We start from the raw sequence: 22,602 nt of genomic DNA, 5'->3' as shown, positions 1-22,602 counted from the left end.
ATGGAGCCCCCGGCGAAGTCCCGATTCCCGGACAGGTTCCTGCTTCCTTGTCTTCTGCTGCCACCGCTGTGTCCCCGGCCGCGCGCCTGCGCGGTCCGAAGCCCGACTGGCTGCGTGATCCGAAGGTCTGGCGCACCGAGATCCTGGGGGGCTGGTCGTCGGCCTGGCGCTGATCCCCGAGGCGATCTCGTTCTCGATCATCGCGGGTGTCGAGCCGGCGCTCGGCCTGTTCGCCTCGTTCACGATGGCCGTGACCATCGCGATCGTCGGCGGCCGCCGGGCGATGATCTCCGCCGCCACCGGCGCCGTCGCCCTGGTCATCGCGCCGCTCAACCGTGAGCACGGCCTCGGCTACCTGATCGCCGCCGTCATCCTCGCGGGCGTCCTCCAGATCGTCCTGGGCGCGCTCGGGGTGGCGCTGGTCGGCCTGATGGAGTCGTTGATGACCGCGAAACTGGTCGACGACATCACCGACACCCACTCCGACAAGACCCGCGAGTCCATCGGCCAGGGCATCGCCAACATCGTCACCGGCTTCTTCGGCGGTATCGGCGGCTGCGCCATGATCGGCCAGACCATGATCAACGTAAAGGTCTCCGGCGCTCGCACCCGGCTGTCCACCTTCCTGGCCGGCGTGTTCCTGATGGTGCTGTGCATCGTCTTCGGGCCGGTCGTCTCCGACATCCCGATGGCCGCCCTGGTGGCCGTCATGATCATGGTGTCGTTCGCCACCTTCGACTGGCACTCCATCGCGCCGAGGACGCTCCGGCGGATGCCCGCCGGAGAGATCGCCGTCATGGTGATCACCGTCGCCTGCGTCGTCGCCACCCACAACCTCGCCGTCGGCGTCGTCGTCGGCTCGATCACCGCCATGGTCATCTTCGCCAAGCGCGTCGCCCACGTCGCCGAGGTCACCGCCGTCACCGACCCCGACGGCGGCACCGTCGTCTACCGGGTCAGCGGCGAGCTGTTCTTCGCCTCCTCCAACGACCTCGTCGGCCGGTTCGACTACGCCGGCGACCCCGGCAAGGTCGTCATCGACCTGAGCGCGGCGCACATCTGGGACGCCTCCTCCGTCGCCGCCCTCGACGCCATCGAGCACAAATACGCCCAGCGCGGCAAGACCGTCGAGATCACCGGCCTCAACGACCCCAGCGCTCACCTGCACGGCAAACTCACCGGCGAACTCGCCGCAGGCCACTGACCGGAGCTACCGCTTCGGAGATCCCTCGACGGACGCCAGGGGGAGGGTCAGCGCCGAGTCCGTGTGCAGCGTGACCACGACCGGTACGAACACGGAGGCGTCGAGCGGCGACTCGCCGGTGCCCGGGTCGCGGGCGTAGCGGGGGTGGGCGCCCGCGCCGATCTGCCAGCGGAGGCGGTGCCCGGCGGGGAAGCGGTGGGCGGTGGCGCTCATCGGCACGGTGACCTCGGCGGGGGTGTGCGCGGTGGTCCGTATCCGGGCGACCCCGTCACAGACATTGACGGAACGGCCCTGCGCGTCCACGTCGCACAGGCGGGTGAAGACGACGGTGTGTCCCGTGTCCGAGGAGACGGTCAGCCGTGCGGAGACCGGGCCGAGGACGTCCAGGGGCTCCGTCAGCGGTGGGCCGGTGAAGGTCAGGACGTCGTCCCGGGCTTCGAGGGCGCTGTTGTCGCGGGGGCCGGCGGTGGGGGAGAGGAGGCGGCCGCCGAGGGATGGGGTGGGCGCGGCCGGGTCGTAGCGGAAGGACGCCAGCGGCGCGGAGTCCGTGGGGGCCTGGCGGATGAGCCGGCCGCCCGGGGAGGGGAACCATGACGCGGCGGTTGTGGACGGCGGCCAGGCGTCGAGATCGTGCCAGGCGTCCTCGCCGCCGACGTGCACGCGCACGGGCGCGGGCCGCAGGCCGGAGCGGTCGGCGCACAGGTGGGCGCGCAGCCAGGCCAGGGTCTCGGTGAACGCCTCGGTCCAGCCCTGCTGGAACACGGAGGTGTGCGTCCAGGGGCCGACGAGCAAGGAAGTCTCGCACCCGGCCCGGCGCAGCCGCTCGTACTGCTCGAAGGACTGGTCGGCCATGACGTCGTGCCACCCCGCGATCAGACAGGTGGGCACGCTCAGCCGGTCCAGGACCTCGCCCAGGCGCGCGCCCGACCAGTACGGGTCGTCGGCGTCCGGGTGCGCCAACACGTCGTCCAGCCAGGCCGCTTCGTCCCCGAGGACGGGTATGTGCGCGCCGCGGAGTGGCTGAGCGGTGGTGATGCGGCGCATTCGGCGCTGGAGGCGCAGCGTGGCCTTGGCGAAGGGGACGAGGCCCCGGTGCTGGTGGGTCATGCCGAGGCAGGTGATGAGGGCGTTCTCCAGGTGGAGCGCGCCGTGGGCGTGGAAATAGCGATGGGGGTCGTGGAGGCCCGTCTGCACCACCATCGCCTTGAGCTCCGGCGGCGGGTCCAGGGCGAGGGCCCACTGCGTGTAGCCCAGGTGGCTGGGGCCGACCGTGCCCAGTGTCCCGTCGAACCAGGGGCGTTCCCGTAGCCACGCCACCGTGGCCAGGCCGTCCGCCGCCTCGTTGCGCCACAGGTGGAACCGGCCGCCCGAGCCGCCGGTGCCGCGACAGCTCTGGATCACGACGTGGAAGCCCTGTTCGGCGAGGAGGACGCCGTACAGGGATGACCACGGCAGGCCCCTGCCGTAGAGGGAGCGCACGAGGAGGGTGGGGAAGTCGCCCTCGGCGCGGGGAAAGTAATGGTCCGTCAGTAGCGGGCTGCCGTCGGCGGCCGGGACCACCAGCCCCGGCTCCCATCCGGCCCGGTACCGCCCGGCCGGGAGACGTCGCCAGCTCGCCCTCATCATCCGTGAGGACAGCGGAGGCCGTCCGGCGGGCGGCGTCCAGGTGGGCCTCGAAGCGGTGGTGTGCGCGGGTGTTGTCATTGCTCCCCCTCGGAATGATTGCCGTGCATATGCTTCTCGTACGTTGTACCAGAATAGCGTCCATGCCCGGACACCCGGGCCCGGCCAGGGCTTTCGCGAGGGTTGCCGGACCGGCCCGGCGGGGCGGCCGGGCGCGTGACCAGGGGCGTAGGGTGAGGGTGCCTCCGCAAAGCGGCGGCGGCCATGGGAGCGGGGAGGCGTTTGTGAGCATGGACCAGCAGTGGGACGTGGTCTCGGGAGTCGGCGTCACGGCACTGGCGGTGGCGGCCGCCCGGGCCGTCGAGACCAGCCGTCCCGGCGCCCTGATCGAGGACCCGTACGCGCTCGCCTTCGTCGAGGCGGCGGGGGCGCCGGTGAAGATGCCCACGACCCAGGCCGAAGCGGCGGCGCTCGACGACCAGGGGTACTGGTCGGAGGTGAGCACCTACATCGCCGTGCGGACCAGAGCCTTCGACGACTACTTCCGGCGGGCCGCCGAAGCCGGTGTCACCCAGGCGGTGTTGCTGGCGTCGGGGCTGGACGCCCGGGCGTTCCGGCTCCCCTGGCCCGAGGGCGCCGTCATTCACGAGATCGACCAGCCCCTCGTCCTGGACTTCAAACTGCGGGTCCTGCGCGAGCACGGGGCGATCGCCGGGGGCGTCCACCGGCCGGTGGGAGCGGACCTCCGGGAGGACTGGCCGGCGGCGCTGGAAGCGGCGGGCTTCGACCGCGCGCGGCCCACCGCCTGGCTCGCCGAGGGCCTGCTGCCCTACCTCCCACCGGAGGCCGAGGAAAGGCTCTTCCAGGACATCCACCAACTCTCCGCCCCCGGAAGCCGGCTCGCGGTGGAGATCATCGGCAATATGTCGGGGGCCCTGACGGACACCTCGGTGGGCGACAGCGTCCGCACCCTGGGCGTCAACGTCCTCGACCTGATCCACACCGAACAACGGCCCGCGCCGGCGGATCACTTGACCGGCCTCGGCTGGAGCGCGCGCAGCGTGGCGGCCACGGAGGCCGCGGCGGGCTACGGGCGGCCGCTGTCACCCTCGCTCGCCGCTCGGGACGCGCACTACGTCTTCGCGCACCGGCCGTAGACCCGGCACGTCCACTCTGCTTGCCCAGCACATATCCGAAGAATTCAAAGGAACGACATGTCTGTTTTCGATGTGGAGATCGACGCCCTGACCGGCGGCCCGGCCGAGCTCGCCCAGTACAAGGGCCAGGCCGTCCTGCTGGTGAACGTCGCCTCCCGGTGCGGCCTGACCCCGCAGTACGCCGCGCTGGAGAGGCTCCAGCAGCAGTACGCCCCGCGCGGTTTCACGGTCCTGGGCGTGCCCTGCAACCAGTTCATGGGGCAGGAGCCCGGCACCCCGGAGGAGATCGTCACCTTCTGCTCGGCCACCTACGGTGTCACCTTCCCCATGACGGAGAAGACCGACGTCAACGGTGAGGGACGCCACGCCCTGTACGCCGGCCTCGTCGGCACCGCGGACGCCGAGGGCCACACCGGGGACATCCGCTGGAACTTCGAGAAGTTCCTCATCGCCCCCGACGGCACGGTCGCCGCCCGCTTCTCACCCCGGACCGAGCCGGACGCCGCCGAGGTCACCACCGCCATCGAAGCGGTCCTGCCCGCCTGAGCCGCCCTGTTCACCATCTGCCGATCGTCACCGCCCGGGTCCGGGGCCCCGAGAGTCCCGCACCCGGGCGATCGCCAGCAGCGCCATGTCATCGGTGATACGGCCGCCCGTGTGCCGGCCGACATCGGCCAGCAGGGTGTCGAGCAGGTCCTCCGGGCCCGAGAACGCATGCCCGGTCAGGGCCGCGACGGGGTCGTAGAAAGCCCCCGAACGGTCCTTGGCCTCCGTGAGGCCGTCCGTGTACAGCAGCAGACAGGACCCCGGCGGGAACGGCACCGTATCGGTCACACCGTCGCCGGGGCCCAGCTCCGACAGGCACAGGGGAAGAGCCGGCACGGAAGGCTCCGCGCCACGCACCTCACCCGTGGGGCGCAACACCAACGGCGGCGGATGCCCGCGGTTGAACAGGCGCAGTTCGTCACCGGAGTGGGGAATCTCCGCGAGCACACCGGTGACGAACCCCTCCGCGCGCTCGAGCCCCGCCCGTCGCTCCGCCTCCCGGATCAGCCCCCTCTCCAGCCTGGCCGCGATGTCGGCGAGCGTGGGCTCCTCCTCGGCCGCCTCCCGGAACACCCCCAGCGCCACGTCCACCGCCTTGACCGCCCCCATGCCCTTGCCCCGCACGTCACCGACCAGACAGCGCACGCCGTACGGGGTGTCCTGCACGCCGTACAGATCGCCACCGATCTGCGCCTCCTTCATGGCCGACCGGTAGCGCACGGCGATCCGCAGCGATCCGATGGAGGTCGGCGGGTGGGGGAGCACGGCACGCTGCACGGCGAGAGCGACCTCCCGCGCCGACTCCAGCCGTACGTTCCGGTAGTGCATCAGGCGGTTGACGACGACGGCGAACGCCGACACGGTCGCCACCGTGGCCAGCTCGCTCCACCCACTGGCATCCCCGATGAAACCGAAGTGGGCGAGCAGGGCGAAGTCCGCGGCTATGGCGCCCATGCCCGCCAGGATCGTCGCGCGCAATGACAGCAGAGCGGCGGCCGACATCGGCGCGGCGGTGTAGAAGGCCTCGGCGCTGAACCGGGGAGGGGTGTTGTAGTCGAGTGCCGCACCACCGATCAGCAGGAGGAGGGGCAGCGCCTGGAGGTGGCGCAGGAACCACCGCAGCGCCTCCGTGCGCCCCGCGCTCGGTGCCTTCACGTGGCCGCTCCGCTCTCCCACGAGTACGAGCCGTACGTCACGCTCCAGCATCCTCGGGTCCGATCATGGCTGCCAGCCGTGGGGCGGCCGTATGGGTGCGCGTCCGGGGTGTGTCGTCGCGGTCATGTCGCCGGGGCGTACCCGCGGCTGCGCACGAGGTCGTGGGTGAGCCGGGTGAAGGCCTCGGCCGCCGCGCTGCGGTAGGTGCCCTCGCGGGTGAGCAGGGCGACGGTGCGCGTGGGCAGGGGAGGGGCGAGGGGGACGGGGGTGAGGTGGGGGTGGTCGTGGGTGATGGCGTCCGGGAGGACGGTGGCCAGGGGAGTGCGCTGGACGATCTCGGTGAGGGCCTGGATCGAGTTGGCCTCCACGGCGATACGGGGGTGGACGCGGTGATGGGTGAAGTAGGCGTCGATATGGCCCCGGGTCGCGAAGTCGCTGCTGAGCAGGGCTAGGTGACGGCTATTCAGCTCCTCGGCCGGCATGGGCGCGGGGGCAGTGGTGGGCGCGCCGCCGGTGACGAGGACGAGGGTCTCGGTGAACAGGGGAGCGGCGGTGACACCGGGCAGATGGGAGCCGGTGAAGGCGATGCCCAGGTCGATGTCGTCGGCGAGCAGCGCGGACTCGATCCGGTCCTGGGGAGCCTCCGTCACGGACAGGGTGATACCGGGATGGCGGGTGTGGAGCCCGGCGGTGAGCGGGCCGACGAGATAGGCCGTGAAGGTGGGGGTGACGCCCAGGCGGAGGTGGCCCCGGGAGAGGTCGTGCACATCGTGCACGGCGCGTTCGGCGGCGGCGAGGTCGCGCAGCGCCCGCCGGGCGTGGTGGAGATAGGCCTCGCCCGCGTCGGTGGGCCGCACGGTGCGGCCGGTGCGGTCCAGGAGCTGCACGCCCAGCGTGCGCTCGAGCTGTCTGACCTGCTGGGAGAGGGTGGGCTGGGAGATGTGCAGCTCCTCGGCGGCACGGGTGAAGTTGCCGTGCTCGGCGACGGCGAGCAGATAGCGCAGGTGGCGGAGTTCCAGGGCCATGGAAGCAACTATAGATGCCGTCAATAGGAGCCATGGTCAATGACTCTTGGACGCTATAGGTGCAGGTCGTGCATGGTGGAACCCGTCGGCCCCCAGGGGCCCGGCGGCTACCGAATGGAGTGACCCATGCAGGACCTCACCGAGGGCGTCGCGCGGTTCCAGCGCGATGTCTTCCCGGCCAAGGTGGACCTCTTCACCCACCTGGCCACGCATCACAAGCCCCACACGCTGTTCATCGGCTGCTCGGACGCCCGTGTCGTGCCCGAGCTGATCACCCAGGGTGAGCCGGGCGAGCTGTTCGTCATCCGCACCGCCGGAAACCTCGTCCCCGCCTACACGCCCGGTGCCAACGGGGTCACCGCCAGCATCGAGTACGCCGTCGCCGTCCTGGGCGTGAGCGACATCGTGGTGTGCGGTCACTCCGCCTGCGGCGCGATGACCGCCCTGGCCGAAGGCCACGACCTGTCCGGCGCGCCGGTGGTAGCCGACTGGCTGCGGCACGCGGACGCCGCCGTGGCCCGCATCGCCGGCATGGCGGCCGGCCCGCGGAAGACCGGCGCCCTGGTCCGCCAGAACGTGTACGCGCAGCTGACGAACCTGACCACCCATCCCTCCGTCGCCCGGGCGCTGGCGGAGAAGAAGGTGGCACTGCACGGCTGGGTCTTCGACATCGCCACCGGCCGCGTCGAAGCCCTCGAGGTCACCGGCACGAACACCGCCGCCTGACCGGGGCCCGGCCCGAACCCCACCCGAAAAACCCACCCGGAAAAAGGAGCCCTCTCATGGTGCACGCCCAGTTCGACCCCACCGCCCGTCAGGCCCTGGCCAACGCCGCTGTCGAGGCCAAGACCCGCAAGAACCTCACCTGGCAGCAGATCGCCGACGCCGCCGACCTGTCGGTCGCCTTCGTCACCGCCGCCGTCCTCGGCCAGCACCCCCTGCCCGAGAAGTCCGCGAAGGCCGTGGCCGAGCTGCTGGGCCTCGACGAGGACGCGGCGATGCTGCTCCAGACCGTCCCCACGCGCGGCTCGATCCCCGGCGGCATCCCCACCGACCCGACGATCTACCGCTTCCACGAGATGCTCCAGGTCTACGGCACCACCCTCAAGGCCCTGGTCCACGAGCAGTTCGGCGACGGCATCATCTCCGCGATCAACTTCAAGCTGGACGTGAAGAAGGTCGCCGACCCCGAGGGCGGCGAGCGCGCCGTCATCACCCTGGACGGCAAGTACCTGCCGACCAAGCCGTTCTGACCCCGTCGGGGCACCTTCACCTTCACCAGAGAGGACCGTTCATGGACTTCGCGCAACGCACCATCGACCTCGCCCGCCGGAACGTCGCCGAGGGTGGCCGCCCCTTCGCGACCGTCATCGTCAAGGACGGTGAGATCCTCGCCGAGAGCGCCAACAAGGTGGCGCAGACCAACGACCCCACCGCGCACGCCGAGATCCTCGCCGTCCGCGAGGCCTGTACGAAGCTCGGCACCGAGCACCTGACCGGCACCACCATCTATGTGCTGGCCCACCCCTGCCCGATGTGCCTGGGCTCGCTGTACTACTGCTCGCCGGACGCGGTCGTCTTCCTGACGACCCGTGACGCCTACGAGCCGTACTACGTCGACGACCGCAAGTACTTCGAGCTGAGCACCTTCTACGACGAGTTCGCCAAGGACTGGGACGAGCGCCGGCTGCCCCTGCGGTACGAGCCCCGCGAGGACGCGGTGGAGGTCTACCGCTCCTGGCAGGAGCGCAACGACGGCTAGAGCCGCCGATGGAGCCCGCCTGACCGATAGAGCGCCTATACGACGTCAGGGGCCCCGGTGGGCCCCTGACGGAGGGGCTTCTCGAGCCAGGCGACGTCCCAGTACGTGCCGAACTTGCGCCCCACTTCGTGGAGGACGCCCGCCGGGCGGAAGCCGAAGCGCTCGTGGAGCCGCATCGACGCCTCGTTGGGCTGGGTGATGCCCGCGTAGGCGCGGTGGACGTCCTCCGTGGCCAGGGCCTCGAAGAGCGCGCGGTACAGCATGCCGCCGAGGCCGCGTCCGGTGTGTTCCGGAGCGAGGTAGACACTCGTCTCGACCGACGTCTCGTAGGCCTGCTTGGCACGGAACGGGCCGCTGGTGGCGTACCCCAGCACGATGCCGGCCTCTTCGGCGACCAGCAGCCTGTGCCGCCCGGTGGCGGGGTGGCCGGCCAGCCACTGCCGCCGCTCCTCGACGGTGACGGGCTCGATGTCGAAGGTGACGGGGGTGCCGGTCACATAGTGGTTGTAGATGTCGGTGAGCTGCTTCAGATGACTTTCGGTCCCCGGGCGGATCCGCGTTCCGGCCGTCACGGCGGTGTTCTGGTCCATGTGTCGCTCCCTTCTGGAGGGAGGGACTGTACTCGAGGTGTGTTACAGGCCGAGAAGAGCGGTCGCGTTGGTGTCGAGGACGCGCGTCGCCTGCTGGGGCGGGAGCCCGGAGCTCTCGATATAGGCGACGGCGGTGCGGAAGAGATCACCGTCTTCGTAGGGGAAGTCCGTCCCCAGGACGATCCGGTCGGCGCCGAGGGTTTCCACGGCGGCCCACAACGCGGGCCCGTGGCCATGACCGACGCTGTCGTACCACAGCCGGCGCGCGGCCACGCCGGGCTTCTCGGGGATGTCCGGGGCCTGCCATTCCCCGGCGTACTGGTTGTCCACGCGCTGGAGCAGCATGGGCAGGGCCCCGCCGAGGTGGGTGCAGAGGATCTTCATACGGGGGAAGCGGCTGGGCACACCGGCGCGGATCAGGTGCATGACCGCCACGGTGTCCTCGATGGGAGCGCCGACGGACCAGGTCATATGGAAGTCCGTGATCAGGGCGCTGCCGGCGCCGCATCCCGCCGGGTGGACGAAGAGGACGGCGCCGCGGCGGTCGAGTTCGGCGAAGACCGGCTCGAACGCCGGGTCGGTGAGCGAACGGCCCAGAACCGTCGTGGTGACGCAGACCCCTGCCATGCCCAGCTCGTCCAGGGCCCGGGCGAGCTCCGCCAGCGCGAGGTCGGTGTGGGGGAACGGCAGGGAGGCGAAGGCCAGGAACCGCCGTGGCCGGCGCGCCACGGTCTCGGCGTACTGGTCGTTGACGAACCGCGCCGCGCGCACCGCGTGACCGGGGTCGGCGAAGTGGGGTGACTGGGGCGGGGCGGAGAGCACCTGGCAGGCGACGCCCGCCGAGTCCATCAGCGTGAGACGCGCCTCGAGCTCCTGCTCGCCGAGTCCCGCGCCCATGCCGCGGTGGGCCGCGGTGCCGGTCTTCCCACAGCCCTCCAGCAGGTCGAGATACTCGTCGGACCACGCGTGGGCATGTACGTCGACGCGCATGGGCGCTCTCCCTCTAACCCGGGCACGGTCATCAACACCAGGCTGGGACGCGTCCGTAAAGGTCGCAAACGCACCGCCGCCCGGCCGGAGCCGGAGGGGCCGCGGAGCTCATTTGTCCGTCCGTTCGCCGTTGAGGGTGGTTTCCGGGAAAGCCCGGACACGGCCGGACGGGCCGTGGAACTCTCGCATGCCAAGAATTCACCGGCGATGTCACGGAGGTTCCTATGTTCAGCTCCAAGCGCGTGAGCCGCATCCGCGCGCTGGCCCTCACCGCGCTCACGGCCGGCCTGCTGTGCGGCGGTATGACCACGAGCGCCGGCGCGGCCGACGGGTCCTCGACGTCCACCGACGGCGCGGGGAAGAACCGTGAGGTCCAGCCCGGTGACCGCGTGCTCGCCGGGCTCACGCACACGGTCACCGGACTGATGGGCGACCCCACCGCGGTCACCCGGATCCTGCCCGCCCCCGGGGCCCTCGGCGGCTGACGCGGCCGGGAGTGGCCGGGAGGGGCCCGCCGCGTCGCGGCGAGCCCCTCCCGGCACCACCGACCCCGTGTTCGAAGGCAAACAGCCATGTCCGAGATGGCTTGATTACCGATTCGCAGACGATTCCCGGCCCTGGAGGATGTGTCCCGCCGATCCGGAGACCCAGGAGCACTAGGGAGTGCGGCCATGACCGCTGTCATCACCCCGCAGGAACTCCACACGCGCTATCAGAAGACCTTCGGCCGGGCCGGCGGGTATCTGCCGAGAAACCCGCTGGCGATCGACGAGTTCCACCAGGGCATCGCCCAGCGGGCAGCGGACCTCAAGAAGGACCTCGACCCCACCGTCCAGGAGCTGGCGGACTTCATCCACTCCGACCTCACCACCCGGATGTATGTGACGAACATGCTCCTTGAGGTCCCGGAGGCGCACCGCCACATCCACACCGTGGACGACCTCATCGAGCACCTCAACGTCGTCGTCCGGTGGGCGCCCGCGTACAACCGCAACCCGCTCCACCAGATATTCCTGCCGATGTCGGCGCTGTTCGGGTACATGCGGCTGACGCCGTCGGGTTCCGTCGTGTTCCGCATGCCGCAGTTCAACGACAAGCTCCGGCCGGTCCTCCAGAAGTGGTGCGCCTACCTGAACAGCGAGGAGAGCACCCATGTGCTGAACGCCCGCGAAAGCGGCTGGTTCTCACAGCCCGCCGTCGAGATGAACAAGCTGTACGAGTACGAATGCTGGGAGCGGCGCGACGAGAAGCACTGGGGGTTCACGTCCTTCAACGACTTCTTCCACCGTCGTATCAAGGACGAACTCCGGCCGCTCGCCGGGAACGGCGATCCCGGCGTCATCGTCGCCCCGAACGACGGAACGGTCTACAACATCCAGCGCGGAGCGGCCAGGGAGACGGACTTCTGGCTCAAGGAGCAGTACTCGCTCAGCGACATGCTGCGCGCGCCGGAGTGCGGGGACGAGTACGTCAGCACCTTCGTCGGCGGTGACGTGTACCAGTCGTTCCTCTCCGTCAACAGCTTCCACCGGTGGACCGTGCCCGTGGACGGGACGGTCAAGCACCTGGAGATCGTGCCCGGCCTGATGTTCAGCGCCGCCTGGAAGGAGTCGCCCGACCCGACGACGTGGACCCACTCGCAGAGCTACCAGGCGCATGTGAACACCCGCGGTCTGGCGTTCATCGAGTGCGGCGAGGAACTCGGCCGGCGCATGGTCTGCGCCGTGGTGATCGGCATGGAGGAGGTCTCGTCGGTCTCCTGGTCGGTCGGCGTGGGCGACGAGGTGCGAAGGGGCCAGGAGCTGGGGTACTTCAGCTACGGCGGGTCCAGCATGGCCCTGGTCTTCGAACAGGGCGTCGTCGACGAGTTCACCGTTCCGCAGAACGACCCCCACGCGCACCCGGACGACGGTCCGACGGTCTTCGCGCGCTCGCAGATCGCCCGCGCCTGCTGAGCCGAGCACCACGGCGTGACGGCCGCACCGGGATCCGGTGCGGCCGTCACAGCTGTCAGCGCCCGGTACACGCGGCGGCCCGCTCCCGGAGGGCGGCGGCCGCGCGTTCGCACCAGTCACGGTTGCCCTGCTCGAAGGCGAGACCGCGCAGACACGTCAGATAGGGGCCGACGCGCTCGCCGTGACGCAGGAACTCCTCCTCGTCACGATCGCCCCGCATGGCGCGCAGCAGCTCCCCGAACAGGTCGATCCTGGCCTGCGCGAACGCGGCGCGCTCGGCGAGCCGTGTGACCAGGGCCCGGCTGTCGACGTGATCGGCGGCCTGGACCTTGACGAGAAGGTCGTCACGGATGAAGGACGGCTTGGTGGCGGTGGCCGTGAATCGCTCCAGCTCGGCCGCGCCGGCGTCCGTGACCCGGAACAGGCGCTTGGTGGGCCGGGTGTCCTGGACCACCTCGCGCCCCGCGATCAGCCCCTCCTTCTCCAGCCGCGTCAGCTCGGCGTAGAGCTGCTGGGGCCGGGCGTGCCAGAAGTTCGCCACACCGAGGTCGAACGCCTTCGTCAGCTGGTACCCGCTGAGCTCCTCGTCGAGCAGGGCCGCCAGGACCGCGTGCCGCAGCGCCACCGGATCGCCTCCTTGTTCCGTCCGCCTCTTTCCACCGGCGTCCCCGCATGCTACTACTCATGAACCTGATTACTCATCATCATGAGTATCGCACCCGGTATCGAGGAGGAGCAGTGACCACCGCAGACCGCTTCCGCGCCGCCGTCGACAATCGTGACCTCGCCGCGCTGGACGACCTGTTCACGGACGACATCCGCTTCTACAGCCCCGTGAAGTTCCGGCCGTTCGAGGGCAAGCCGACGGTGCTCGCCCTGTTCAAGGTCCTCCTGCGCACCTTCGAGGACTTCCGCTACGTCGGCCATTACGCCGGTGAGGCGGAGACGAGCGCCGACGGGAAGACCCGCCCCTCCGCGGTCCTGCTCTTCCGGGCCACCGTGGAGGGCAAACAGATCCACGGGATCGACCTGCTGCACTTCGACGACGACGGCAGGATCGAGGAGTTCACGGTCATGGTCCGGCCGCGGTCGGCCGTCCACGCCATGGGCGAGGCGGTCCTGGCGGGGCTGGTGGCCGACGGTGTGGTCCCGGCGCCCACCGGTCAGTGAGCGAACTCGACCGAGACATGCGGGGCGAGCGAGGTCAGGAAGTCCCGCGCGTCGAACAGCTCCCCCGGGGAAGCCACCCCGGCCGTCCTCGCCCGCCCGTCGAGGACACGGCTGACCGCCTCCACCGCCAGGGGCGCGCTGACGGCGTAGATGTCCCGGCCCCGGGCCACGGCGCGGCGTTCGGTGCCGCCGGACCGTACGACCACCTCGACCAGGAAGGTCTGGGCCGAACGTCCACGGTCGTCGACCGGAGCCGGAGCCGGTGCGCCGGGGGCCAGTACGTCGGTGACGGCCTCGGACGTCATACAGCTGTGAATGATGGGCACGGCGACATGCCGTGAGATCGTCACGCTGTCCGCCGTGGTGAACTCCCGCACCACCGCCTGGTCCCCCACCGGCGCGGGGAAGGACCACCGGCCGGTGGGTGCCGTGTCGGTGCGGAGCTCCAGCCGGCCGTCCGCGTGCACGAGACGACGGCCCTCGCGGCGCTCCCTGGAGACCCGGGACGAGGCCCGGGTCCCGGCGGTGGGGTGCCAGCTGCTCAACGCGTAGGCGAGGGACACCTCGTCGGCCGACCGCCGGTCGCCCAGCGCGGCGGTCACCAGCAGATCACCCAGGCCGCCGAAGAACGCCATCGCCGGGACGACCGCGATCCCGGCGGCCCGCGCCCGTTCCGCGAAGCGTGTGAACGTGTCGGCGACGGCCTCCACCTCACCCGCGACGTCCACGTAAGGTATCCGGGCGCGCAGCGCCGCCTCGATCACGGGGGAGGCCGTCCCGGCGAACGGGCCCGCGCAGTTGATCACGGCGTCCGCGCCGGCCAGCGCGCGGTCGAGCGAGGCGGGATCGTCGGCCGTCGCCGGCCGGACGTCGAGCCCGGGGCGGACACCGGAATGGCGGCCGGCCAGCGCGTCGAGCCGGCCGGTGTCACGGCCGCAGAGGACCGGCCGCAGGCCGCGGTCCAGGAGTTCGTCCACCACGAAGCGCCCGGTGTGTCCGTAGGCGCCGAGGACGGCCACCTCTCCGCTCGTTCCCGTCGTTCCCATGAGTGCTCCCCGTCGTTCCTGTCCTGGTGATCCATGTGATCCATCGACCGGGGACAGACTCTCCCGAGGTGGGTGGGGGCGACGAGTGTCGGGAGTGCCACGCCTCGTACAGTTTCGGACATGACTACCGTCGCGCTTGCCGTCACCGACGGGGTGAGCCACTTCGAACTCGCCGCGCCCTGCGAGGTGTTCGGCGTCGACCGGTCCGACCTCGCCGACCCGTGGTACGAGCTCACCGTCTGCGGACCCGCCGGCGCACGGGTCGGCGGCCGCTTCCGGCTCGAACCCGACGAGGGGCTCGAGTGGCTGGTGCGGGCGGACACGGTGATCGTCCCGGCCTGCGCGGACCTCGACGAGGAGCCGCCCGGCGAGCTGGTCGACGCCGTGCGCGCGGCACACCGGGCCGGTGCGCGGATCGTCTCGCTGTGCACGGGGGCGTTCGTCCTGGCCGCCGCCGGCCTGCTGGACGGCCGGCGGGCCACCACCCACTGGCTGCACGCCCCCGCGCTGGCCGCCCGCTACCCCGGGGTACGGGTCGACCCGGACGTGCTCTACGTCGACGACGGCAGCGTGCTCACCTCCGCGGGGAAAGCGGCGGCCATGGACCTGTGCCTCCACCTGGTCCGGCTCGACCACGGCTCGGCCGTCGCCAACGCTGTGGCCCGCCGCCTGGTCGTACCGCCCCAACGCGAGGGCGGCCAGGCCCAGTTCGTCGCCACCCCGGCTCCCGAACCCCGCTCCCACGCGCTCTCCGGCCTGTTCTCCTGGGCGCTGGCGCGGCTCGACCGGCCGCTGACGGTCGAGGACCTCGCCCGCCAGGCGAACATGAGCTCACGGAACCTGGCCCGCCACTTCAACGCCGTCACCGGCACCACCCCGCTGCGCTGGCTGCGCACACACCGTATCCACCGCGCCCAGGAGCTCCTGGAGACCACCGACGACAGCGTCGAGGCCATCGCCGAGGCCACCGGCATGGGCACGGCCGCCTCGCTGCGCCGGCACTTCAACCGGACGGTCGGCGTCCCCCCGGACACCTACCGCCGCACCTTCCGCGGCGGACGGCCGCACGACCGGGCGCGGAACGACCTGACTGGTTGAAAGTGGTACTTACTCGCTGTCGTCCTTCGAAGAGCGCGGGGCAGCCGGAAAGAGGAGACTGGAGGTGTGCCGCAGTCCCGGGAGCGCGCGGGAGGAGGAAGGGTAGGGGACCATGTCCGACGACGTGATGGGTGACGAGGTCTATCAGCCGGCCCGTTCGGACCGCCGGGACAACCCCGGTGACCTGGACCTGCAGAACGCCCTCGACGGTGACCTCCTCGACGAGGTGCTCGACGAGGGCTACTCGCCCCCCGAGAAGCCCCTCGGCGTGGGCCACCACGGCACCACGGCCCGGGAGCAGCGGGAGCGCGAGAGTCTCGACCAGCGGCTCGCCGAGGAGGTCCCCGACATCGCGATGCCCGACGGGGACGGCATCGGCGATCAGCCCGGCGGCGACGGCGAGCCGATCGACGACGAGGTCGGTGACGCGCGGGCCGGGCGGCTCACCGCCACCATCGACGCCATGCCGCCCCGGCGCAACGACGTCTTCGCCCGGGACGTGGGCATCGACGGCGGCGCGGCCTCCGCCGAGGAGGCGGCGATGCACATCGTGCCCGACGAGTCCGTGGTCGAGTTCGGCGAGGACATCGGGGCATGAGCCGCCGGGTCGCTAGATCGTGAAGTCGGGCAGCAGCGAGATCTGGTGCAGCACCCCGTCACCGCCACCCAGCTGCGGGAACGCCTTCATCAGCTCCGGTTGGGCGCACAGGTCCAGCAGGGTCTGCTTGGGCTTCGATCCCAGGTCGTAGTACCCGAACGTGGGGCCCGCGTTCTTCCCGTCGCCGACGGGCGTGGAGACCAGCAGGCCGGCCACGGGGGAGAGGACGCCCTGCATGGCGGCGACGAACCCGCGCTCGAGGCCGTAGCGTACGGATGCCGGTCCCGGCTCGTCGTCCGCCGGGGTCCGGTACAGCTTGTCGAGCAGTGCCAGTACGTAGCAGTAGGCGGCGTCGGAGAGCTGGGCCAGCGTCTGCGTCGGCCCAGTGAAGTCCGTCGCCTTGGGGTCCGTCACCACCGGCCAGACGGCCTCTTCCCCGCTGTCGATGGTGTACTTCTGCCGCCCGGAGTCGTCCTCCACGACACCGATGCCGTCCACGTGATCGCGGACGCGGGTGAACTTCTGGTAGTGGGAGTCCTCCTGCTCGTCCGGGGCGCCCTCGCCCTGCTCGACGATGACGTAGAGCGCGTCCAGCGCGCTGCCCTGGTCCACGACCGGGAGGGGCTTGGGCGGCCCGCCCCACTGGTTCCAGTACCCGCGCCGGTACTGCTGCCGCCAACGGGTGTTCTCCAGCCCCCACTCGATCTGACCGCTCAGCGCGACGATGCCCTTGCCGATCGCGTCGTACAGCTCACCGAGCGTGTGGTACTCGTCGGAGGGCTTGCGGGCCTGCTGCTGCTTGCTCTCGGGGAGTTCGACCTCCATGAACCCCTCGACGGCGGCCGTCGAGATGCGCTGCATGTGCAGCGTCAGCGGCGGAACGCGGTGGAGCATGTCACCGGGGTAGCCGGGGATGTTGTCCTTGTCGTAGAAGCGGAACTCCTTCCCGCCGACCGTCTCGCACTTGGTCGCGACCATCACGTTGCGCACCAGGGCCATGTGCAGCATCTCCTCGATGGCGATGCCGATGAGGGTGCGCTGCGCCGACGCGCCCTGGGCCCACTGCGAGTAGCCGGAGGTCTTGATGGAGTAGGCGGCGTAGAGGTAGGGCGGAATGGTGGACAGTTCGATGCGCGCCGCGTCGGCCAGATGCTGGGCCAGTTCGTCGCGGGTGGTGATGCCGTCGCCCGTCCGGACGGCCGAGCGGGTGGTCAGATGGGGCATGTGTTCCTCCGATTCGGACGGAGCGGTGTCAGCCGGCCTGTGAGGGCCGGTGCGCGGTCAGGTCGTGGACGACGACGGTGCCGTCGCGGCGGGTCAGCGAGAGACGGACCGCTTCGGCCTCGGGCGGCTCCGGCTCCTCGCCGCGCCGGACGGCGGCCGCGTAGCGGTGGACAGGGAACCGGGCCTCGAAGAACCGTGTGCAGGAACCGGTGTCGGTGTCGGCGTCGGGTGTGTCGAAGGTGGCCGCGAAGTCCCGTTCGAACCGGGCCAGGTCGATCAGCAGGTCGACCCAGGACTCGGGCGGTGCGTCACCCGCGGTGGCGTCCGGCCGGGTGCGGGCCAGGTGACCGGGAAAGCCGGCGCCGAGGTCGTCCAGGGTGGGGGAGCGGGACGGGTGCGCGTCCAGGTACTCCATGGCGAACCCGTCGAAGAGCTCGCGCCCCAGGAGGTGCACCATCGCGGGGTACTGGCCGCGCATACAGCCCAGCAGCCGGAGCCGGTAGCCCCGGTAGTAGACGCGGAAGCGCTCCTCGGCCGACATCCGCCCCGACGCGGTGATCACCTCCTCCACGTGTGCGGCCCCGCCGGGTGCCAGCAGGGCTGTCTGCATCCACTGCTGGATCGCGTCGAGCGACCGCGGTACGTCAGCCACGACGGCCGCCCTCCGGGGTGGCGCATTCCGTCGCCAGTGCCCTGGCCTTGTCGAGTTCGGCCTGGAGGACGGGGAAGGGCGGCAGACTGTCGTCCCGTTCGATGACCGTGGCGGCGCCCCCGGTGAGCTCCACGGCGAGCCGGTAGAGATCCCAGACCGGGCCGGGCACCTCGGCGTCGTGGGTGTCGACCAGGTGGGTGCCGTAGTCCGTGTGCCCGGCCAGGTGCATCTGCGTCACCCGGTCGTGCGGAAGGGCCTTGAGGTACACCTCGGGGTCGTAGCCGTGGTTGACGGCGGACACGTGGACGTTGTTGACGTCGAGGAGCAGCCCGCAGTCCGCTTCCTCGGCCAGCCGGCTCAGGAACTCCCACTCGGTGAGGGTGGAGGCGCGGAACTCCACGTAGCTGCTGGGGTTCTCCAGGACGAGCGGGCGTTCCAGCACTTCCTGCACGGTCCGGGCACGGCGTACGACGTGCCGCAGCGATTCCTCGGTGAAGGGCAGCGGCAGCAGGTCGTGGGTGTGCACGCCGAGCACTCCGGTCCAGCACACGTGGTCCGACACCCACGGGGTGTCCACCGCGTCCGCCAGCCGCTTCAGCCGGCGCAGGTAGCCGAGGTCGAGCGGGTCGGTGCTGCCGATGGACAGTGACACGCCGTGCAGGACGATCGGGTAGTGCTCGGCGATCTCGTCCAGGACGCGCCGGCGGTCGGTGCCGGGCCGGAGGTAGTTCTCGGAGATGATCTCGAAGAAGTCGACGGGCGGCCGGTGCGCGCGGATGTAGGGGATGTGCGGCCCCCGCAGCCCGAGCCCGAACCCCAGATGGGGGGTCGGGCGTCGGGCCGCGGTGGCCGTCCGCGTCGCCGGGCCGGCCGCCTTTCCCGGCTTTATCGCTGCCCCTGGGGTGCCAGGACCGTCACATGGAACTCGCACCGCGCGGACGCGTCGGGGTCCGTGGCCGTCACCGTCACCCATTGGTCACCGGTGGCCGTGTGCCCGGCGTAGAGCGGGACGGCCGTGGCGATCCCCTGGTCGTCGCTGGTGACCGTGCAGGTGGCGCTCTGCTGACCGCCGTCGGGCTTGAAGTACAGCAGGGTGGCGGCTTCGGCGGGGATGGTGAAGGTGATCGACGCGTCGGGGAGGTGCCGGCCGGCGCTGTTGCGGGCGATGGCCCGCAGGTCCGGGAACCGTACGCCCTCGTGCCGGCGAGGGTTGTCGGCGGAGGCGCGGAACAGGGCGGTGACCTTGTCGGAGGCCCCGGCCGTCGGGGTGGTGAGGTGGTCGTAGTCGGGGATGCGGTCGTCCGGGATGCCCTGCCCGGGGGAGGGGCCGAACGCCTTGCCCGCCGCGTACATGCGAGCCTCGAAGAGGCGGCGCGCCTGCTGCCAGACGCTCCTGCCCTTCATCGGGCCGCCGGAGAAGACGCGGCTCTCGTTGATGGGGCTGGCGCAGCTGCCGTTGTAGCGGCAGGCCTGTTCGCCGGGGTGGAACTGCTCGAAGTCGTCACCGGCGTAACCGCATCCGCCCTGTCCGCGGCAGGCTCCCTCGCCGTGGCACACGTGCTGTACGGTGGCGCACCGGCCGGTGCCGGCCATGGTGGCGCTCTTGTCGACGTCCTGGCCCGCGCAGGAGTTGAGGCCCATGCAGACGTGGAGTTCCTCGCCCGTGGCCGGTTGGCCGCAGCCGTTCGTTTCCATTGGCCGTCTCCTCTCCCGTCCGCTCTCAGGCCTTGCCGGTGCTGCCGGTGGTGCGGGCGATCCTGGCGTTGACCTTGATCGGATCGCCCTTCTCCATGTCGCCGGTGGTGTTGTCCCGCACGAGGAACTCGCCGATGGCCCCCTTCTGGAACAGCAGGCACATGCTGGAGCCGCCGTAGCTGAAGTAGCCGAGCTGGTCGCCCTTGGTGACCCGGTCACCGGGGCGCACGGTGAGCGTGACCGACGAGATCTCGGTCATCCCCAGGGGCATGACGCACACCATGCCGATCGGCGCGGGGGCCTCGATGAACACCAGCCCCCGGGTGTTGACCGAGGCGCCGTAGACCTGCGACTGCGTGCCCGCGCTGGGCTCGTCCACCCCTTCCAGCTCCGTGAACATCAGGGCCTCGACCACGCGGGCGCTGCGGACGACGCCGGTGACGGGTGCGTGCCAGCGGTGGTAGTCGCCGCCCGAGAGGAACGACTGGAAGACGTCGCCGCCGATGAACGAGTCGGTCAGATCGCTGCCGTCGAGCATGTCGGCGAGGGAGTAGAGCTGTCCCTTGGCCCAGAACTGTTCGTCGCGGTGCTGGATGTTCCGCCGGATCCGCACCACCTTGCCGTCGTTGGCCGCGACCACGATGCTCGGGTCGTCCTTGCCGTCGACGGGCCGGGTGCCGGCCTTGAGCTCGCGGCGGAAGAACGCGTTGTAGGAGGGGAACCCGCCGTGGGGGTCGTTCGGGTCGATCCGGAACTGGTCGAGTCCGAGCTCGTCCCAGGCGGCCGGCGACAGCCAGCCGTCCGCGCGGTTCAGCACCTCCTGGCTGTCGTCGCTGTCGAGGTGCGCGCACCACTCGCGCAGGATGCCGAGCAGCGCCCCGTTGAACCCCTGGTCGCGGAAGACCGCGTACCCGGGTTCCGTCATCATCATGTAGACGAACAGGGAGGACATGGGGAAGAAGTTGCGGTCCGGGTCGCTCTTCGGGAGGTACTCGGGAGTGGACGTGACGATACAGTCCAGGTGATCGAGCAGGTCGGGGATGTCGTTCACCTTGTGCTTGGCCTCGGGGTGGAGCTCGTCGGCCTCGTCGATCATCCGGCTCGCATACATGCGGACGATCCCGTCCCGCTCGATCAGCCGGGCCAGGTCGTCGACGGAACGGCGCCGTACGATCGCGTTCCGGGCGTGCTTCTCGTGGACGACGCGGCTGAAGTCCTCCAGCCACGCGTCGAGCGCCGCCCGGCTCTTCGGCAGATAGCCGGCGGCCCGGCCGAACGAATTCCGGTAGCGGGTTTCGAGCTGCTGTGCGGTCCAGGTCGTGCCGGTGTCACGGGGCATGGATGGCTCCTCCTTCGGCTGCGGCGGCCCAGGTTCCCGGTTCCGCCGGGACGGCTCAACCCCGCGCCTTGGGGATGGCGCAGGGAACAGGACACCGCTGTCGTGGCGTGAACCCTCGTGCCGGAGGAGCGTCGCCGCGCGCCGAGCGGGGCCGCGACGCGGGAGAGCGACGAGGGGGCGGGGGACACGCGCGGAGAAGGAGTCAGCCGCGCGTACCGCAGCTTGGCCTATTCTCAACTCCCTTGGAAAAACCTTGAGTTGGCGTGAAGAAAAACAGTGAGGGGCGGGGTCCGTTTCGGACCCCGCCCCTCACTGTTTGCCGTCGGCTACATCAGGCCGCCGCGGTCGCCGGCACGGCGTCGTCGGCCGGCTCGGTGGGGCGGGGGACACGGTGCAGACCCTTGCGGTCGTAGAACCGGGTGACACCGAAGCCGAAGAGCAGGGCGACGGCCAGGGCGACGCCCATGGAGACCCAGGCGCGGGTCAGGCCGGCGTCGGCCTGGGCGTCGTAGTAGAGGATCGAGCGCATGCCGCCGGTGATCTGCCGGAGCGGCTCGAACTCGGAGAGCCCACGGAAGAAGCCGGGCAGCGCCTCCAGCGGCACGGTCGCGCCGGAGGAGGGGACGGCCATGGCGACGAAGACGATGGCCGAGAGCAGCATGCCGGGGACGCCGAACGCGGCGAGCAGCGTCAGGGCGCTGATGCCGACGACGGCGATCGTGGCCACGGAGTAGACCCACAGCAGGCCGAGGTGGGAGGCGTCCATGCCGAGGATGCCGACGGTGGCGCCCTCGACGATGGAGCCCATCACCACGGAGAAGGCGAGCATGAGGATGGAGCCGATGGCCAGCGTGCGCACCCGGCTGGTGTGCTGGAGGGGGTTGCGCAGGCGGAAGGGGCCGAAGTCGGAGTGGAGGTAGCCGAGCGCGGTGTCGACCTGGTTGGTGATCGCGTTGGCGCCGAGCATGCCGCAGACGACGAGGACCAGCGCGTAGTAGAAGGCGCTCAGGCCCATGGCGCTGTGCGTGCCGAGCGGGTGGCCGTCGGCGACCTGGACGGACACGGGGTCGGCGAGCATCAGCTTCGCGGCAGGGGCGAGCGGGGCCTTCTGGGCGGCGGCGCGGTCGAGGAGCTGCTTGCCGAGCTGCGCGGAGGCGGCGTGGGCGGCCTTCTGCGTGGCCTGGCTGGCCATGGACGAGCCGAAGCTGCCCGCCGACTGGTTGGTGAGCACCGACAGGGCCGGACGGACCGGCTGGGCCTGCTGCTGCGGGCTGCTCAGCCCCGCCACCGCGGCGGTGAAGTTCTCCGGTACGACGATGGCGCCGTAAAGCTTGCCCTGGCCGAACTTCTTGTCGGCCTCCTGGCGGCTGAGGACCTGCCAGTCGAAACTGTCGTTGCCCGCGGTGGACTTCTTGATGCCGGAGACGACCTGCTCGCCGAAGTTGAGGCGCTTGCCGTTGGCTTCGGCGCCCTTGTCGCTGTTGACGAGGGCGACGGGAAGGTCGCGCAGGTTGCCCTTGGGGTTGACGTTGCCGCCCACGTACAGCAGGGCGAACAAGGCGGAGACCACCGCGAGGATGAGGCCCGAGCCGATCCACAGCCGTGGGCTGCGGAGCACGGACGAGGACGGGAGGGAAGGCATGATCGCTCCGGGGTGATGACGCAGAGTAGCTAGATATCGAAGGTATCCAGGTGCTAGATAGTGGCAGTATCCAACAGGGGTGTCCAATCGTTGAACGCGGATACCCGGTTCGCACCATCAGCGAGGAAGCC

23 protein-coding genes and 1 pseudogene are annotated in these 22,602 nt (G+C 70.7%); 11 read left to right on the top strand and 13 right to left on the bottom strand.

What is annotated here, in order from left to right; all coding sequences use genetic code 11:
* The first annotated feature begins 68 nt into the window (after positions 1-68).
* A pseudogene (locus RM609_RS11585) lies at positions 69-1,204 on the top strand (SulP family inorganic anion transporter).
* A gap of 6 nt (positions 1,205-1,210) precedes the next feature.
* Here RM609_RS11585 and RM609_RS11580 read toward each other — a convergent pair.
* Entirely contained in the window at positions 1,211-2,908 is a 1,698-nt protein-coding gene (locus tag RM609_RS11580) for a CocE/NonD family hydrolase (protein WP_438828419.1), read from the bottom strand.
* A 209-nt stretch (positions 2,909-3,117) separates the two neighbouring features.
* Here RM609_RS11580 and RM609_RS11575 point away from each other — a divergent pair, with 209 nt between their 5' ends.
* Both RM609_RS11575 and RM609_RS11570 read left to right on the top strand, forming a co-directional pair.
* Positions 3,118-3,984 carry an SAM-dependent methyltransferase gene (locus RM609_RS11575; RefSeq protein WP_311610255.1) on the top strand — a complete coding sequence of 289 codons (867 nt, stop codon included), beginning with the start codon at positions 3,118-3,120 and terminating at the stop codon, positions 3,982-3,984.
* A gap of 57 nt (positions 3,985-4,041) precedes the next feature.
* Positions 4,042-4,530 (top strand): glutathione peroxidase, encoded by a 489-nt coding sequence (locus RM609_RS11570; protein ID WP_311610177.1) that lies wholly within the window; start codon positions 4,042-4,044, stop codon positions 4,528-4,530.
* A 27-nt stretch (positions 4,531-4,557) separates the two neighbouring features.
* Here RM609_RS11570 and RM609_RS11565 read toward each other — a convergent pair whose 3' ends face one another.
* Positions 4,558-5,685 (bottom strand): PP2C family protein-serine/threonine phosphatase, encoded by a 1,128-nt coding sequence (locus tag RM609_RS11565; RefSeq protein ID WP_311610176.1) that lies wholly within the window; start codon positions 5,683-5,685, stop codon positions 4,558-4,560.
* A 122-nt stretch (positions 5,686-5,807) separates the two neighbouring features.
* Complete coding sequence (gene cynR, locus RM609_RS11560) at positions 5,808-6,710, bottom strand: transcriptional regulator CynR (protein ID WP_311610175.1); 903 nt, start codon at positions 6,708-6,710, stop codon at positions 5,808-5,810.
* A gap of 126 nt (positions 6,711-6,836) precedes the next feature.
* Between cynR and RM609_RS11555 the strand changes: the two genes are divergently transcribed.
* From RM609_RS11555 to RM609_RS11545, 3 genes are read left to right on the top strand one after another with little or no spacing between them, the layout of a single operon-like run.
* Positions 6,837-7,436 (top strand): carbonic anhydrase, encoded by a 600-nt coding sequence (locus RM609_RS11555; RefSeq protein ID WP_311610174.1) that lies wholly within the window; start codon positions 6,837-6,839, stop codon positions 7,434-7,436.
* Positions 7,437-7,492: 56 nt separating this feature from the next.
* Positions 7,493-7,963, top strand: a complete 471-nt coding sequence (cynS, locus tag RM609_RS11550; RefSeq protein WP_311610173.1) for a cyanase — start codon at positions 7,493-7,495, stop codon at positions 7,961-7,963.
* A gap of 41 nt (positions 7,964-8,004) precedes the next feature.
* Complete coding sequence (locus RM609_RS11545) at positions 8,005-8,472, top strand: nucleoside deaminase (RefSeq protein ID WP_311610171.1); 468 nt, start codon at positions 8,005-8,007, stop codon at positions 8,470-8,472.
* Positions 8,473-8,507: 35 nt separating this feature from the next.
* Here the strand turns inward: RM609_RS11545 and RM609_RS11540 are convergent, their stop codons facing one another.
* On the bottom strand, positions 8,508-9,062 hold the full coding sequence (locus tag RM609_RS11540; protein ID WP_311610169.1) for a GNAT family N-acetyltransferase: 555 nt from the start codon (positions 9,060-9,062) through the stop codon (positions 8,508-8,510).
* Between the two features lie 42 nt (positions 9,063-9,104).
* A complete protein-coding gene (locus RM609_RS11535) occupies positions 9,105-10,052 on the bottom strand; it encodes an amidohydrolase family protein (protein ID WP_311610167.1) in 948 nt (315 codons plus the stop codon).
* Between the two features lie 224 nt (positions 10,053-10,276).
* On the opposite strand from RM609_RS11535, the gene RM609_RS11530 reads away from it, so the two are divergent.
* On the top strand, positions 10,277-10,537 hold the full coding sequence (locus RM609_RS11530) for a hypothetical protein (RefSeq protein ID WP_311610166.1): 261 nt from the start codon (positions 10,277-10,279) through the stop codon (positions 10,535-10,537).
* Between the two features lie 186 nt (positions 10,538-10,723).
* Positions 10,724-12,007 (top strand): phosphatidylserine decarboxylase family protein, encoded by a 1,284-nt coding sequence (locus RM609_RS11525; protein WP_311610164.1) that lies wholly within the window; start codon positions 10,724-10,726, stop codon positions 12,005-12,007.
* 55 nt (positions 12,008-12,062) lie between these two features.
* Here RM609_RS11525 and RM609_RS11520 read toward each other — a convergent pair whose 3' ends face one another.
* The gene (locus RM609_RS11520; RefSeq protein WP_311610163.1) at positions 12,063-12,632 is read right to left on the bottom strand and encodes a PadR family transcriptional regulator; all 570 of its coding nucleotides are present in this window, start codon (positions 12,630-12,632) and stop codon (positions 12,063-12,065) included.
* Between the two features lie 113 nt (positions 12,633-12,745).
* On the opposite strand from RM609_RS11520, the gene RM609_RS11515 reads away from it, so the two are divergent.
* Positions 12,746-13,177, top strand: coding sequence for a nuclear transport factor 2 family protein (locus RM609_RS11515; protein ID WP_311610162.1), 432 nt, complete (start codon positions 12,746-12,748; stop codon positions 13,175-13,177).
* Here RM609_RS11515 and RM609_RS11510 read toward each other — a convergent pair.
* Positions 13,171-14,223: a saccharopine dehydrogenase family protein gene (locus RM609_RS11510; protein ID WP_311610160.1), complete on the bottom strand. Its 1,053-nt coding sequence runs from the start codon at positions 14,221-14,223 to the stop codon at positions 13,171-13,173. The two genes, RM609_RS11515 and RM609_RS11510, sit on opposite strands and share 7 nt — an antisense overlap.
* Before the next feature lie 120 nt (positions 14,224-14,343).
* Here RM609_RS11510 and RM609_RS11505 point away from each other — a divergent pair, with 120 nt between their 5' ends.
* Positions 14,344-15,321, top strand: a complete 978-nt coding sequence (locus RM609_RS11505) for a helix-turn-helix domain-containing protein (RefSeq protein WP_311610158.1) — start codon at positions 14,344-14,346, stop codon at positions 15,319-15,321.
* A gap of 112 nt (positions 15,322-15,433) precedes the next feature.
* On the top strand, positions 15,434-15,919 hold the full coding sequence (locus RM609_RS11500; protein WP_311610157.1) for a DUF5709 domain-containing protein: 486 nt from the start codon (positions 15,434-15,436) through the stop codon (positions 15,917-15,919).
* 12 nt (positions 15,920-15,931) lie between these two features.
* Here RM609_RS11500 and RM609_RS11495 read toward each other — a convergent pair whose 3' ends face one another.
* From RM609_RS11495 to RM609_RS11470, 6 genes are all read right to left on the bottom strand, one after another.
* On the bottom strand, positions 15,932-17,143 hold the full coding sequence (locus RM609_RS11495) for a ferritin-like domain-containing protein (RefSeq protein WP_311610156.1): 1,212 nt from the start codon (positions 17,141-17,143) through the stop codon (positions 15,932-15,934).
* 28 nt (positions 17,144-17,171) lie between these two features.
* Positions 17,172-17,795, bottom strand: a complete 624-nt coding sequence (locus RM609_RS11490; protein ID WP_311610154.1) for an HvfC/BufC N-terminal domain-containing protein — start codon at positions 17,793-17,795, stop codon at positions 17,172-17,174.
* Entirely contained in the window at positions 17,788-18,726 is a 939-nt protein-coding gene (gene bufB / locus RM609_RS11485) for an MNIO family bufferin maturase (protein WP_311610153.1), read from the bottom strand. The genes RM609_RS11490 and bufB overlap by 8 nt, the downstream gene beginning before the upstream one ends.
* Positions 18,681-19,490, bottom strand: coding sequence for a hypothetical protein (locus RM609_RS11480; protein ID WP_311610151.1), 810 nt, complete (start codon positions 19,488-19,490; stop codon positions 18,681-18,683). Before RM609_RS11480 ends, bufB begins: the two co-directional genes overlap by 46 nt.
* Before the next feature lie 25 nt (positions 19,491-19,515).
* The gene (locus tag RM609_RS11475; RefSeq protein WP_311610150.1) at positions 19,516-20,829 is read right to left on the bottom strand and encodes a phophatidylserine decarboxylase associated domain-containing protein; all 1,314 of its coding nucleotides are present in this window, start codon (positions 20,827-20,829) and stop codon (positions 19,516-19,518) included.
* A 331-nt stretch (positions 20,830-21,160) separates the two neighbouring features.
* On the bottom strand, positions 21,161-22,471 hold the full coding sequence (locus tag RM609_RS11470) for a YhgE/Pip domain-containing protein (RefSeq protein WP_311610149.1): 1,311 nt from the start codon (positions 22,469-22,471) through the stop codon (positions 21,161-21,163).
* Positions 22,472-22,602 lie beyond the last annotated feature (131 nt).

Origin of the sequence: Streptomyces hesseae, assembly GCF_031845785.1 — a bacterium.
GTDB classification, from domain to species: Bacteria; Actinomycetota; Actinomycetes; order Streptomycetales; family Streptomycetaceae; genus Streptomyces; species Streptomyces hesseae.
The sequence above is the reverse complement of the archived record's forward strand: the minus strand, read 5'-3'. Positions and strand labels throughout refer to the sequence as shown.